The following is a 14035-nucleotide window of genomic DNA, read 5'->3' as shown; positions in this document are numbered from 1 at the left end:
CTCGGAACGAGGTGTTTCATGACGTAGATTCCATGCGGCCTTCGATACGCACGCGAGGCAAGCGAGGAAATCTTGCAGAACCGGCTGAGCAAAGCGGCGACCGCGCATCGGGGTCGGGGGATGCCTTGATGGCCGAGTTGATGGCCGAGTTGATGGCCACGACGCGCAACCCTGCGCGCCGTGCGTTCGCACGGATGCAGGGCAGGGCTGGCGCGCGCCGGGTGCCCGTGTCTCCCCGACCAGGGCGCCGGCGGCGCGTGGGGGCCCGTCAGATGCCGCTGCGGTCGGCCTTCAGGTCGGGATTGCGCAGGGCCGGACCCTCGTCGCCGCCGTTTGCTTCCTTGGAGGCGCCGCCCCAGCCGTGGTCGGTCAGGTCGATGATGATGCCGTTCGGGTCGCGGTACTTCACCTCGTAGAAGATGTTGCCCTTCACGGGGACTTCGCCCATGTAATAGCGGCCGCCGGCTGCTTCCACGGTCTTGCGTGCCTCGACGATGTCGTCGACCCACACGCCGATGTGATGGAGCCCGACGAAGTCCTTGCCGCGGTCTTCGCCGGCAGCGTGGTCGCTCTTGTAGTTCAGCAGGGCGATGCTGATCGTGCCGTCAGTCAGATAGACGCCGCGTGCCAGCGACGAATCCGTCTCGCCGACTTTGCGGAAGCCAAAGGCCTGCTGATAGAACTCGGCCGCGGCCCAGGGGTCCGGGACGGACAAGGCGATATGGCGCAGTTTGCTGCTCATGGGTGTGCTCCTCTTTGTGGTCAGTGTGTTGTCGTCGTTGCGGACTCAGGTTGAACGCCCGGGCTCGATTCGACGTACGTGTATACACTACACACAAAGTGTGTTCAATAGAAGAAAAAAGTACTCACATGGGTAAATAAAAATAACCAGTCTTCATCGCGTATAATTGCGTCGCATCCAGCGCGTACCAGACCTGAGGACACCGTGACCACCATCGCTTCCCAAATTGGCCAGCAACTTGCCGACGAGATCATCTCGGGCGCGCTGCCGCCCGGCGCGAAGCTCGAGGAGCCTGCGCTGGCCGAGCGTTTCCAGGTATCGCGCACGCCAGTGCGCGAGGCGCTGCGGCTGCTCGATGCACGCGGCCTGATAGAACTGGTGCCGCGTCGCGGCGGGGTGGTGATCAACACCAGCCCCGAGCAACTCGCCGATATGCTCGAGGCACTGTGCGAACTGGAGTCGCTGTGCTGCCGCATTGCCACGCAGCGTATGAGCGCGATGCAGCGCCGGCAGCTGGAACTCCTGCACGAAGAGGCCATCTCCGCTGCGGAGAAACACGACAGTGACGCTTACCTGACCCTGAACCATCGCTTTCATCAACTGATCTGCCAAGGCACCCAGAATGCGACCCTGGTAGCTGCGGTGGAAAGCCTGCGCGAGCGGCTGGCGCCGTTCCGCGCGGCGCAGTCGGGCGTCGAGCGCCGCTTCGAGGTTTCGCACCGCGAGCACCAGCAGATCGTGGAGGCAGTGCTGGGCGGCCATCCCGAGCAGGCCTATCTGGCGATGCGCAGCCACACCACGCGGCTCACCCTGCATGTGATGGAACTGATCCAGTCGAAGCAGGGCGGCGGCGCGAAAAGCGCGGGCTGATACCGGGCGAGGCGGCATCCAAGTCCGCCGCTGTCCGATACAGCGGCGGAGCACCGATGTGCAGCGGGGTCCTCAGCCTGTCAGACCGAAGAAGCGCATGGCATTGCCTGCCAGAATCCGCGCCCGGTCCGTTTCATCGAGGTTGGGGCTGTTGGCGACCAGCTTGCCGATTTCCTGTTCACCGAGCGGAAACGGGTAGTCCGAGCCCAGCATCACGTGGTCGGCACCCATGACTTCCACCAGCAGACGTAGCGAACGATCGTCGAATACCGCGCTGTCCACGGAGAACCGCTTCAGATAGTGGGAGGGCGGCTGGGGACAGTCCTGCCGCACGATGTCCCGGCAATGCCAGGCGTTCTCCGCGCGACCCAGCAGGAAGGCAAAACCACCACCGCCGTGGGCGAAGCAGAGCTTCAGCGTTTCCGGAATCCGCTCAAACGCGCCGGACAGGATCAACGAGAGGATGCCGAGTTGCGTTTCCGCCGGCATCGATACCAGCCACGGCAGCATCCATTTTTTCATGCGCCCGTCGGTCATCATGTCCCATGGATGCACCAGCACCGGAATATCGTTGTTCGCGCAATGCACCAGGAACCTGACCAGGCGCTCGTCATCCAGGTCGTGCGGACCCAGGTGATTGCCGATTTGCACGCCAACGTGGCCGGACTCCCTGGCGCGTGAGGCTTCGATGCACGCCAGGTCCAGGTCCTGCAGCGGCACCTGTGCCAGCGCCTTCAGGCGCTGCGGGCGATAGGCGCAATGCTCGAGCGCGAGGTCGTTCATCCGGCGCGCCCACGTGGCTGCGGCGCTGGCGTCGTATCCATAACCGAACATGATCGGCGTGGCGCAGACGATCTGCATGTCCAGTCCGTTGCGGTCCATTTCCTCGATGCGCAGCGCGGGGTCCCATAGCGCGCGATAGACGGGCCGGAAACGTCTGTCGCCGGCCATGATGTGGCCCGATTCGCCATCGCTGTCGACGGCGAGCCATGGCGCGTTGTCCGCGTCCAGCGCGGCGGCTTCTTCCCGCGTGATGCGCGGAAAGAAGTGGGCATGCATATCGATTTTCTTCATGTTGCCTGGGACGTGAGCGGACGGTAGGCGATCGCTTTGATCTCGATGCGCAGGTGGGGATGCGGAAGCTGGTGCACGGCCACGGTCGTGCGGGTCGGTCCTTCGTAGCCGAAGTACTCGGCATACACCGCGTTGTAGCCACCGAAGTCGTTCATATCCACCAGGAAGCTGGTGATTTCCACCACGTCCTCCAGGTCCGCGCCCACGCTGCGCAGGATGTCCCGAATGTTCTCGATCACAGCGCGGGTTTGCCGGCGGATATCCAGTGCGGTCGTACCCATGGCATCCACCTCGACGCCCTCGAAGGTATTGTCGGCGCGGCGGGAGCTGGTGCCCGAGACGAACAGGAAGTCTCCAGCGCGACGCACATGGGGAAAGGTGCCGCGTGGCGTGGCCTTTCCGGCCACCACTGATGAAGCGGAGTTTGCCTGCATGTTTGCTCTTTTCGTTGTGAAGGCCTGCCCGGTAGCCGGGCAGGCATGGCGTCATGCCGCCAGGAAAGAAGCGCGGCCAAGCGCGCCTATCGTTGCCGAAACATGGTTGCCGCGCACGAACGCTTCCGCAGCCGTGGCCGCTCCCGCCATGATCAGGCTGCCGGCTGGCAGCACTGCGCCGGCGCGCGTCAGCACGTGCGATGCCTGTACGAGGCTGCGCAGCGGATGTCCGAGAATGGCGGCGGTCGAACCCGTTTGCCTGGTGCGGCCGTCGATGCGCAGCACCACGCCGAGATTGGCCAGTACATCAACATTGCGCGACCACGGGCCGACGACCAGTCCCGCCGACGAGCAGTTGTCGGCCACGACATCTTCCAGCGTGAAGCGGAAATCGCGGTAGCGCGAGTCGATGATCTCGATCGCCGGCGCCACGGCCTCCAGGTAGTCGACACTCTCCAGCAGGGTCAGCGGGCCAGTGATGTCGCGGCGGGTCAGAAAGCAGACCTCCGGTTCGGCGCGCGGATGGATATAGCGTTCCAGATCCACGCGGCCGCCGTCTTCCTCGATCATGGCGTCGGTCAGCCATCCCCAGATCAGGCTATCCACGCCCATCTGGACCATCTTGGCGCGGCTGGTGAAACCCAGCTTGATGCCGACGCGGCGTTCGCCGCGCTGGCAGCGGTGTTCGATCGACATGGCCTGGATGCCGTAGGCCTCGTCAATCGTGAACGGCGAGGCCGCGCTGAACTGGCCGATCGCCGCGGCGTCGCGCGCGGCAGCGTCCAGGGCGCCTGCAATGGCGGCGTGATGGCTCATGCTGCCTCCCTGCTCTTCGCGCCGCCCGACCGCTGCAGGTCGAGCGCCACATCGACGATCATGTCTTCCTGCCCGCCCACCATGCGGCGGCGTCCCAGCTCGACCAGGATATCGACGGTCTTCAGGCCGTACTTGCCGGCCGCGCTCTCCGCGTGGCGCAGGAAGCTCGAATACACGCCGGCGTAGCCGAGCGCCAGCGTTTCGCGGTCCACGCGCACGGGGCGATCCTGCAGCGGGCGCACGATGTCGTCGGCGGCGTCCATCAACTGGTAGAGATCGCAGCCGTGGTGCCATCCCATGCGTTCGGCAGCGGCAATAAAGACCTCCAGCGGCGCATTGCCCGCGCCCGCGCCCATGCCGGCCAGGCTCGCATCGATGCGGTCGCAACCTTCCTCAACCGCGACGATGCTGTTGGCAACGCCCAGGCTGAGGTTGTGGTGCGCGTGCATGCCGGTCTCAGTCTTTGGATCGAGCACGTCTTTGAACGCACGAAAGCGCGCGCGCACGCCGTCCATGGTCAAGGCGCCGCCGGAGTCCACCACGTAGACACAATGCGCGCCGTAACTTTCCATCAGCTTTGCCTGGCCGGCCAGCCTGTCGGGCGGGATCATGTGGCTCATCATCAGGAAGCCGGCGACATTCATCCCCATCGACCGCGCGGTCTCGATATGCTGCCGCGCCGTGTCGGCCTCGGTGCAGTGCGTGGCCACCCTGACCACGCGTGCGCCGGCGGCGTAGGCTTCGCGCAAGTCGTGCACGGTACCGATGCCCGGCAGCAGCAGCGTGGCCACCGCTGCGCGCTGCACGGACTCCGCCACTGCCGCGATCCATTCCACGTCGGTGTGGGCGCCGAATCCGTAGTTGAAGCTGGAGCCAGCCAGGCCGTCGCCGTGCGCCACCTCGATCGAGTCCACGCCTGCCGCATCGAGCGCGCGTGCGATGGCACGCACCTGCGGAACCGAGTACTGGTGACGGATCGCGTGGCTACCATCACGCAGGGTCACATCGGAGATATAAAGTTTCTTGTCGGTCATGACCGGCTCCTTAGCTTGCTGCCGACAGGGCATGATGATTGCCCAATGCCTGTGCGACGCGTTCGGCGCATGCGAGCGCGGCGCTCGTCATGATGTCCAGATTGCCTGCATAGGCGGGCAGGTAGTGCGCGGCGCCTTCCACTTCCAGGAAGACCGTGACCTTCAGGCCGGTCGTCGGTCCGAGGCCGGGCACATTCACCGGTGTGTCGATGCGGTCGAACTGCACACGCTGTTTGAGCCGGTATCCGGGCACATAGCCCTGCATGCGTTCCACCATCGCGTGCACCGCGGCTTCGATCGCCGCGGTGTCGGCTTCGTCGATCAGGCAGCACACGGTGTCGCGCATGATCAGCGGCGGCTCGGCCGGGTTGAGAACGATGATGGCCTTGCCGCGCCTGGCGCCGCCCACTGATTCGATGGCGCGGGAGGTCGTTTCCGTGAACTCGTCGATGTTGTCGCGCGTGCCGGGGCCGGCGGACTTGCTCGCGATCGAGGCCACGATCTCCGCATAGTGGACCGGCGTCACGCTGGCCACGGCTGCCACGATGGGAATGGTGGCCTGGCCGCCGCAGGTGACCATGTTGAGGTTCGGCGCATCAAGATGTTCGCCGGCATTGACGCTGGGCACCACGTAGGGGCCGATGGCAGCTGGTGTCAGATCGATCACGCGCACGTTGTGCGCCTGCAGCGTGGCGTTGTGGCGGGCGTGCGCGCCGGCGCTGGTGGCATCGAAGGCGATGCGGATCTCACCGAACTCCGGCATGGCCAGCAGGCCGTCGATGCCGGCGGCGGTGACCGGCACGCCGAGGCGTGTCGCGCGCGCCAGGCCTTCCGAGGTGGGATCGATCCCCACCATGGCGCCCATCTCGACATGCTTGCCGTGGCGCAGGATCTTGATCATCAGGTCGGTGCCGATGTTGCCGGAACCGATGATGGCTACCTTGCAGGGTTTCATCTCAGGCGTCTCCTTGTCTGACGGCCTGGAACGACGCGGTCACGCTACCCAGGCCCTCGATGCTGGCGGTAAAGACATTGCCCGGCTGCACGGCGACCATGGGGCCGAGCGCGCCGGTAAGGATGGTGTCGCCGGCGCGCAGCGGTGCGCCAACGCGGCTCATTGTGTTGGCGAGCCAGACGGCGGCATTCAACGGATTGCCAAGACAGGCCGCGCCGCTGCCCACTGAGACCGGTTCGCCGGCCAGTTCCATGACCATGCCGCAATGCGGGAGATCCAGCGCGGCGAGCGAAACGGGCCGCGTGCCCAGCACATAGAGGCCGGACGAGGCATTGTCGGCAATGGTGTCCGTCAGCCGGATATCCCAGTTGGCGATCCGGCTGCCAACGATCTCGATGGCGGGCAGCGCGAAGGCGGTTGCCCGGATCACGTCGGCGACGGTGTGCGCGGCGTGCGGCAGGTCATGCTCCAGCACCAGCGCGATCTCGGTTTCGACCTTGGGCTGCAGGACATCGCCCCAGTCGATCTCTTCACCGTCCTGGCGCACCATGTCGGCAAAGAGCATGCCGAAATCTGGCTGGTCCACGCCCAGTTGCCGTTGTACGGCGACGGATGTCAGGCCGATCTTGCGGCCAACCAGCCGGCGGCCGGCGGCGAGTGCGTGCTCGGTGTTGCGCTGCTGGACGGCGTAGGCCAGCGCAAGTGGATCGGCGCCGGCGCTGGCGGCCCGCGCGATGGCATCGCGCACCGGCGGGCAAGGCTGGCCATGCTCGGAGGCGAACCGGAGTTGGTCCGCAACCTGGATGAGTTCGGGGTTCAGCATGCGGTCTCTCGCAATGGCGTCAGGGATTGACGCAGATGGTGGTCAGGGAGGAATAGAAGTCGAGCGAATGGCGTCCACCCTCGCGGCCGATACCGGACAGCCGGGTGCCGCCAAATGGCGTGCGCAGATCGCGCAGGAACCAGGTGTTGACCCAGACGATGCCGACGTCGAACTGCCGTGTGACGCGGTGCGCGCGCGCGAGGTCCCGGGTCCACACCGAGGCGGCGAGTCCATAGCGCGAATCGTTGACGCGCTTCACCACCTCGGCGTCGGTGTCGAACGGCGCGATATGGCAGACCGGTCCGAAGATCTCCTCCTGAATGCAGCGTGCCGAGTCAGGCAAGCCGGTCCAGATGGTGGGCTGCACATAGGCGCCGTTGTCGCGTGCGTCGCCAAAATGCGGCACGCCGCCACCGGTGACGACAGTCGCGCCTTCCTCCCGCGCCAGCGCGTAATAGGACAGCACCTTGTCGCGGTGATTGCGGGAGATCAGTGAACCCATCTCCACGCCCTCCACCGTTGGGTAGCCGATGCGCAAGGCTTCCGCGCGCGCCTTCATCGCCGCCACAAAGCGTTCGAAGATTGGCCGCTCCACGTAGACGCGCTCGGAGCACAGGCATACCTGCCCGGTGTTGGTGAAGCTGGACCGCATCACGCCCGCCACGGCCTTGTCGAAATCGCAGTCGGCGAAGACCACGGCGGCGTTCTTGCCGCCCAGTTCGAAGGAGATTTCCTTCACGCCGTCAGCCACCGCTTTCATGATGGTGCTGCCGGTGCGAGATTCACCCGTAAAGGTGAGGGCGTCGATGCCCGGATGCCGCGACAGGAACTCGCCTGCCGAGCCGCCGCCGAAGCCGTGTACGAGATTGAATACACCCGCCGGCACGCCGGCCTCATGCATGACCTCGGCCAGCAACGTGGCGCTACCGGGGGTCTCCTCCGATGGCTTGACGACGACGGCGTTGCCGCAGGCCAGCGCGGGGGCAACCTTCCACGTCATCAGCAGCATGGGCAGGTTCCACGGAGAGATGATGCCGACGACGCCGTGGGGTTTGCGTACGGTGTAGCTGAAGACGTCGCCTTCGGCCGTCCTCATGTCGAAGTAGTCGCCGCCCGCCTGGCTGGCCAGGTCCGCGAACGTGCGGAAGTTCAGCACGCCGCGGCGGATGTCGAGCGCGCGCGCCTGTTGCTCGGTACGCCCGGTATCGGCCACCTCGGCGGCGACGAATTCATCGAAGCGCCGTTCGATGCCGTCGGCAACGGCATGCAACACCCGGGCGCGCTCGGCGGCGCTGGTGTTGCCCCAGGGGCCCTCCATTGCGGCGCGTGCGGCTTGCACCGCGCGATCCACCTGGCTGGCGTCGGCTTCGCAGACGTGGCCGACGATGCTGCCGTCGACCGGTGAGAGATTGGGAAAAAGATTGGCCGCTTCCTCGAAGCGGCCATCCACGTAGTTCCGATAGAGAGCGGAAGGGAGCGACACGGTGCAGTCTCCGGCGATGGTCTGAGACGCAGTGTAGGCAGCGGTCACATCGCTGGAAATTGAATCCTTCGCCGTTGTCTATTCCGGGTCGGAATACCTGCGGCCCAGCCTTACTCGGGCTGGATGCCAGCCGCCTCGACGACGGGTTTCCACTTCGCGCGATCCTTCTGGATGCGCTGGGCAAAGGCGTCGCGGGTCTCTCCCAAGGGGATGATGCCGGCTTTCTCAAGGCGCGCGCGGAACTCCGGCTCGGCGATGATCTTCTTCGATTCGGCGGCGATGCGGTCGACGATTTCCGGAGGCATCTTTGCCGGCCCCACCAGCCCGTTCCACGTATCCACCTCATGGCCCGGGAAGGTCTCGGCGATGGTGGGGACGTTTGGCAGCACTGGCAGGCGCTTGTCGCTGGAGACGGCCAGCAGGGACACCTTGCCGGTACCGTTGTAGGGCATGACTTCCGACACGCTGGCGCTGTACAAGTCGATCTGGCCGGCGAGCACATCGGCAAGCGCTGGCGCGCCGCCGCGATACGGAACCATGGTGGCCTGGATGCCGGCCCGGTTCAGGAACAGCAGTGCGGAGAGTTGCGTCAGGCCGCCATTGCCGGCATGTCCGACATTGAGTGCGCCGGGGTGGGCCTTGCCATAGCGCACCAGGTCGTCGAGCGACTTGAAGTTGTTGCGCGTACTGGCCGTCAGCACGAAAGGATTGCCGCCGACGTTGATGATGGGTACGAAGTCACGCACCGGATCGTAGCGGATCTTGTTGGTCATTGGCGCGGTGACGATCTGCGTCAGCGTGGACATGAACAGCACGTAGCCGTCGGCGGGCGCGCGCGCGACGTACTCGGCCGCGATCAGGCCCGCCGCACCGCCGCGATTGTCCACGACGAATGGCTTGCCGAACGCCTTGGTCAGGCGCTCGGCCATCAGGCGCGTGATCATGTCGGTATTACCGCCCGGCGCAAAGGGCACGACAATGGTGACCGGCCGCGATGGCCAGGGCTCCTGGGCATGGCCGGGGGCGGCAGCGAGCGCGCACAGCGCCAGCGCGGCCCCGCGGGTGATGGCGCGCAGGCGGGCGCGCAGCTGGGAAATGTTCATGGTCTCCTCCAGTTCTCCTGCACCGGCCTTCTGGCTCTGTGCGCAGGGGGATATTGTGATGGGTTGCGGCCGGCAGTGCTACTCGATGCGGCAGGCCTGATCGAAGGGTAATCGCGGCAGCTTTGCGAACAGTCGCGCCGGGTCTCCCTTGCCAAGGTTGCACAGGAAGTTGACACGCCAGCGCCCGTCGGGAAAGAAGGCGCGGTTCACCGCGTCCGCATTGAAGCCGGAGAGCGGGCCGCAGTCCAGGCCGAGCGCGCGCGCCGCCAGAATCAGGTAGCCGCCCTGCATCGAGCCGTTGCGCATCGCCGTTTCCGCAGCCAGTGCGGGGTCCGCTGCGAACGTGTCGAACATGGCGGGACGGTGCGGGAACAAGGTTTCGCCGAACGCGTGGAACGCCGTGTCGTAGGCCACGATGGCGGTGACTGGGGCGTGCCTGACCTTGTCGACATTCGCTGGCGCGAGGGTAGGCAGGAGCCTTGCCCTGGCGGCGTCGGAGCGCACGAAGACCAGGCGCATCGGGCTGCAGTTGGCGCTGGTCGGCCCCTGGCTGACGAGTGCATAGAGCCGGGTCAATGTGGCGTCGGAGACGTCCCCGTCGAGCCAGCCGTTGTGGCTGCGGGCCGTCAGGAACAGGGTGTCGAGCACATCGGATGCGACTGGCGCACTCATGCGGCACCCCGTGCGTTGCTTGGGCTGTCCGGCGTGTCCGGCCCCCAGGCCGTCGCGGTGATCTCCACGCGCATGTCAGGGTGCGGCAGCGCGGCCACAGCCACACAAGTACGCGCCGGCAAGGGCTGGCCCGCGCTGGAAAAGCGGCGCATGCAGATGGCATCGTAGGCCGCATTGAATGCGGCGTAGTCGCGCATGTCGACCAGATAGCAAGTCATCGTCACGCAGTTGACCAGTTCGAGTCCTTCCGCCTGTAAGGCACGATCGATCTTGTCGAGCACGCACTCGGTCTGCGCGGCGAGGTCATAGACACGCTCGCCGTTGGCGCCGGTCGACACGCCCGCGCATCCATCGTGCGTGCGCGGGCTCATGCCGGCCAGGTGGACATGGCCACCGGCCCGGCGCGCAGGCGAGTACGCCGCAAGTGGCGGCGGATTCATGCGCGCGCCTCCATGGCGGGAATGCCGGCCAGTGCCTGCAGCAACTCGGTGGAGGCATCCGCCGCCAGCGGCACAAGGGGTGGGCGCACGTGACGCCAGCTGGGGTCGCTGGTCTGCTGCGCCAGCGTGTGCTTGACGGCGGCCACCATCGGGAATCGCTCCACCGTGCTGCGCACCGCGGCGATCGCTGGCTGCAGGCGCGCTGCATCGGCCGCGTCGGCGAATGCCTGTGCGATGGCGCGCGCATTGATGTTGTTGGTGGCGGAGATGCAGCCGGCGGCACCCAGCGACAGACTGCGCAGCATCAGCAGTTCCGAGGCCGGAAAAATGGAGAGCGACGGGAAACGCTCGAGCATGGCCACGAGGTTGTCCCAGTTGCCGCTGCTGTCCTTGATGCCCACGATATGCGTTGGGAATGCCTGCACGAGGCGCTCGATCAGCGACAGCGAGATGGGCACGCCAGACATCGCAGGGATGTGGTACAGCACGATGCGCAGGGCGGGATCGTTGACGCGCGCGATCAGTTCGCTGTAGTAGGCGAAGACACCGTCTTCGCTCACGTTCTTGAAGAAGAACGGTGGCAGCACCAGCACACCCGCGCAACCACGTTCGATGGCGTGGCGCGTCAGCACCACGGCATCGTCGATCGCGCAACAACCGGTTCCCACCAGCACGCGCTCGCCGGGGATTCCCGCATCGATGGCGGCGTCGACGAGCGCGATGCGTTCCTCGAACGTTTCCGAGCAGGCTTCGCTGTTGGTGCCCGAGATGGCGATACCGGCGCCATCGGCGATCAACCGCTTGCAGTGCGCGACGAAAGCGGGCAGGTTGATCGACAGGTCTTCATGAAACGGGGTGACGACGGGGGTGAACACGCCCCGTAGTTGTTGGGTGGGCATGACTTTGTCTCCTGTTTTTTTCTTTGATGCTTGTCTGGTAGGGGCGGTAGGGTCGGTGGGTTGAGAGCTACGTGGTTATCCGCGTGACCGTCTCCAGAAACTCGCTCAGGGTTTGGCTGAGTGTGGTGTCGGCCGTGCCGAGGTGGGCGACGATCGACGTATGGTTGTGGCGTGCCACCTGCACCACGCGCGGGCTGCGTCCCTGCGCCTCGCGTACGCGCGCCGCGTACTGCAGCGCGTACAGATCCAGGTAGGGATTCTCGAACTCCGCGAAGGCCACCATCAACGGCACACGCAGGCGCCCCGCGAAGGGCATCGGCGCGTGGGCTAGTTGCAGTGCCGGGTCGCTGCCGTAGTACGCGGCGACGCCGTTGGCGTTGGGGTTGTCCGGCAGCGTGTCGGCCTGCAGGCGTGCGCTGACGAGCACGGCACCGGCCACGCCAGAGCCGTTCTCGCCGCAGGCCGGATCGCTGAGGCAGCTTGCGACGTGGCTTCCGCCCGCGGAGTGGCCGATCAATACGATGCGCCCTGGATCGCCGCCATGGGCGCGTGCATGGGCACGCAACCACGCCAGCGCCATGGCCACATCCTCGGCGCCGGCGGGATAGGACGCCTCCGGAGCCAGCCGGTACTCGACGTTGACACCGATGTAGCCCTGCCGCGCGCACCAGCGTGGCACGTTGGCGTAGATATGCGGGCTGGCATCCTTGTCGCCACGTATGAACGCGCCACCGTGGACGAAGACCACCACTGGCCGGTCATCGCCGGCGGCGCTGCCCTCCGGCAGATAGAGATCGAGCCGTTGCCGTGCGTGCGTACCGTAGGCAATGTTGGCGTGGCTGCGGATGCCGTCGGCAGGCTGTGCCGCATGCACGCTGTCGTAGATCGTGCATACCTGCCGCCGGTTGGCCTGGATGTCATCGGTCCAGCGTGGTCCAAGGGCCAGCATGGCGCTGGCCTGCGAGGACGAGAGTCCCGGGAACGCCGATGCCACCGGCATGGCGCTCCCGTTCATGCGCCCGCTCCACCGCCGGTGTCCTTGCCGGCATCGTCGTCCTCTGCCGGGGCTGGCCGCTGCTCGCTGCGCTGCTTGGCCGCGAGCAGGCCCGGCGCCGGCGGCACCACGAAGTGTGCAAGGCGATGGCGGTCAAACGATTCCAGGTTTCGCTCCCACGTCTGCGCGGTGTGCTCGCTGCCGGTGGGAATCTGCTGCATCTCCGTATAGATCTCGACGTTGTTGCCATCGGGATCCTTGAAGACCAAGAACCAATTGCCGCCGGGTCCGTGCTGCCCGATGCCACGCTCGATGGTGACGCCGTGGCTGCGTGCCACCTCGACTGCGCGCTGCATTTCATCGAGCGATTCCACGTAGTACGAGAAATGCTCGAGCCCTGGCCGTGTGTAGCTGGGCGGGGTGTCGCGGTCGGGCGCGTCGGGCGGAAGCCGCGAAAGTGCCAGGTCGTGGTGGTCCTCGCCGGCGCGCAGGAAAACCATCTGGTCGGCGATACGGTCCGACACCGTAAGTCCCAGGACCTCGGTATAGAAGCGCGTCGATGCTTCGAGATCGCGCACCATCAGGACGAGGTGGCCCAGCTTGCGGGTTCGAATGGGGGTCATGTGATTGTCTCCTGCCTGGTTTGCCTGGCGAAGCGGGCTGTGGCCGGCGCGTGGCTAGCGTGCGTTCGGTTCCAGCGCGACGCGGTTCTCGATCGTGCCGATCTGCTCGACCCAGGCCGTCATGCTGTCGCCAGGCTTCAGGAAGAGTCCACGCCCCATGCCCACACCGTCCGGCGTGCCCGTGGCGATAAGGTCGCCAGGTTGCAGCGTCAGAATACGCGACAGGTAGGCGATCTGCTCGGCCACCGAGAAGATCATTTGCGAGGTGTTGCCGTTCTGCATGACCTCGCCGTTGACATGCAGCGTCATGCGCAGGTTCTGCGGATTGGGAATGCAGGTCGCGGGCACAAGCCACGGGCCCATCGGGCCGAAGGTATCGAAGCTCTTGCCGCGGAACCAGTCGTGCGTGAACGGATAGTCGGTGCGGCGGTTCAGGTCACGCGCGCTGATGTCGTTGAACACGGTATAGCCGGCGATCACCGACAGCGCGTCCTCCACGCTGACATGGCGGCATGCCTGGCCAATCACTACGCCCAGCTCCACTTCCCAGTCGAGTTTCTTGGTTTCCGGCGGCATCAGCACCGTGGTGCCGGTGGCCACCACGCTGGTTTCAGCCTTCATGAATATGTAGGGCTGGCTTTCGCTGCGGGCAGCCAGCTTGGTGCCCATCTCGTCCGCGTGCTCGTAGAAGTTTGAGGCGGTGCCAAAGATCCGGCGTGGCCGATAGGGCGCCGCATAGGTGGCGGCGGCGTCCACCGCGGCGAGCTTGCCAGCCGCGCGCAATGCGGGAATACGTGCGGCGGCGTCGGCCAGCAGCGGCGCATGGCGCGACCAGTCCGCCAGTGCCGCATTCAGGTCCTGCGGCAGGCGCGATGCCTCGATGCCGCACGCCTGGCCCACATCGGCCAGCGCATAGAGCGTGTTCTCAACGACCAGGCCGGGCTGCTGCCGACCGGCAAGTTCAAAAGTGGCGAGGCTATACCAATTCACCATGTCTCCTGTTTGGTGTTGTCGGACAAAGTTGGTATGCGCAGCACGTATTCGGTCTCCCGATTCGTTTTATGCACATCCGC

16 protein-coding genes are annotated in these 14035 nt (G+C 65.8%); 1 reads left to right on the top strand and 15 read right to left on the bottom strand.

What is annotated here, in order from left to right:
* Positions 1-268: 268 nt before the first annotated feature.
* Positions 269-742, bottom strand: a complete 474-nt coding sequence (locus tag RMET_RS26680; RefSeq protein WP_011519618.1) for a VOC family protein — start codon at positions 740-742, stop codon at positions 269-271.
* 204 nt (positions 743-946) lie between these two features.
* On the opposite strand from RMET_RS26680, the gene RMET_RS26675 reads away from it, so the two are divergent.
* On the top strand, positions 947-1612 hold the full coding sequence (locus RMET_RS26675) for a GntR family transcriptional regulator (RefSeq protein WP_011519617.1): 666 nt from the start codon (positions 947-949) through the stop codon (positions 1610-1612).
* A gap of 72 nt (positions 1613-1684) precedes the next feature.
* On the opposite strand, the gene RMET_RS26670 is transcribed toward RMET_RS26675, so the two are convergent.
* From RMET_RS26670 to RMET_RS26605, 14 genes are all read right to left on the bottom strand, one after another.
* On the bottom strand, positions 1685-2686 hold the full coding sequence (locus tag RMET_RS26670) for an amidohydrolase family protein (protein ID WP_011519616.1): 1002 nt from the start codon (positions 2684-2686) through the stop codon (positions 1685-1687).
* Positions 2683-3120 carry a RidA family protein gene (locus RMET_RS26665; protein ID WP_008645543.1) on the bottom strand — a complete coding sequence of 146 codons (438 nt, stop codon included), beginning with the start codon at positions 3118-3120 and terminating at the stop codon, positions 2683-2685. The genes RMET_RS26670 and RMET_RS26665 overlap by 4 nt, the downstream gene beginning before the upstream one ends.
* 51 nt (positions 3121-3171) lie before the next feature.
* A complete protein-coding gene (locus tag RMET_RS26660) occupies positions 3172-3936 on the bottom strand; it encodes a 2-keto-4-pentenoate hydratase (protein WP_011519615.1) in 765 nt (254 codons plus the stop codon).
* A complete protein-coding gene (dmpG, locus tag RMET_RS26655; RefSeq protein WP_011519614.1) occupies positions 3933-4970 on the bottom strand; it encodes a 4-hydroxy-2-oxovalerate aldolase in 1038 nt (345 codons plus the stop codon). Before dmpG ends, RMET_RS26660 begins: the two co-directional genes overlap by 4 nt.
* Before the next feature lie 10 nt (positions 4971-4980).
* Entirely contained in the window at positions 4981-5925 is a 945-nt protein-coding gene (locus RMET_RS26650; RefSeq protein WP_011519613.1) for an acetaldehyde dehydrogenase (acetylating), read from the bottom strand.
* A gap of 1 nt (position 5926) precedes the next feature.
* Positions 5927-6748, bottom strand: coding sequence for a 2-keto-4-pentenoate hydratase (locus RMET_RS26645; protein WP_011519612.1), 822 nt, complete (start codon positions 6746-6748; stop codon positions 5927-5929).
* A 19-nt stretch (positions 6749-6767) separates the two neighbouring features.
* Positions 6768-8231: a 2-hydroxymuconic semialdehyde dehydrogenase gene (locus RMET_RS26640; protein ID WP_011519611.1), complete on the bottom strand. Its 1464-nt coding sequence runs from the start codon at positions 8229-8231 to the stop codon at positions 6768-6770.
* 110 nt (positions 8232-8341) lie between these two features.
* Positions 8342-9334 (bottom strand): Bug family tripartite tricarboxylate transporter substrate binding protein, encoded by a 993-nt coding sequence (locus tag RMET_RS26635; RefSeq protein WP_011519610.1) that lies wholly within the window; start codon positions 9332-9334, stop codon positions 8342-8344.
* A gap of 78 nt (positions 9335-9412) precedes the next feature.
* Positions 9413-10006, bottom strand: coding sequence for a malonic semialdehyde reductase (locus RMET_RS26630; protein WP_011519609.1), 594 nt, complete (start codon positions 10004-10006; stop codon positions 9413-9415).
* Positions 10003-10446 (bottom strand): RidA family protein, encoded by a 444-nt coding sequence (locus tag RMET_RS26625; protein WP_011519608.1) that lies wholly within the window; start codon positions 10444-10446, stop codon positions 10003-10005. Before RMET_RS26625 ends, RMET_RS26630 begins: the two co-directional genes overlap by 4 nt.
* Positions 10443-11345: a dihydrodipicolinate synthase family protein gene (locus tag RMET_RS26620; protein ID WP_011519607.1), complete on the bottom strand. Its 903-nt coding sequence runs from the start codon at positions 11343-11345 to the stop codon at positions 10443-10445. The genes RMET_RS26625 and RMET_RS26620 overlap by 4 nt, the downstream gene beginning before the upstream one ends.
* Positions 11346-11412: 67 nt before the next feature.
* On the bottom strand, positions 11413-12360 hold the full coding sequence (locus RMET_RS26615; RefSeq protein ID WP_029309754.1) for an alpha/beta hydrolase: 948 nt from the start codon (positions 12358-12360) through the stop codon (positions 11413-11415).
* Positions 12357-12962 carry a VOC family protein gene (locus RMET_RS26610; RefSeq protein WP_008645561.1) on the bottom strand — a complete coding sequence of 202 codons (606 nt, stop codon included), beginning with the start codon at positions 12960-12962 and terminating at the stop codon, positions 12357-12359. The genes RMET_RS26615 and RMET_RS26610 overlap by 4 nt, the downstream gene beginning before the upstream one ends.
* Before the next feature lie 54 nt (positions 12963-13016).
* Entirely contained in the window at positions 13017-13955 is a 939-nt protein-coding gene (locus RMET_RS26605; RefSeq protein ID WP_011519605.1) for a fumarylacetoacetate hydrolase family protein, read from the bottom strand.
* Positions 13956-14035: the final 80 nt, after the last annotated feature.

This window comes from Cupriavidus metallidurans CH34, from assembly GCF_000196015.1.
Lineage (GTDB): Bacteria > Pseudomonadota > Gammaproteobacteria > Burkholderiales > Burkholderiaceae > Cupriavidus > Cupriavidus metallidurans.
This window is presented reverse-complemented; position numbering and strand designations above follow the sequence as displayed.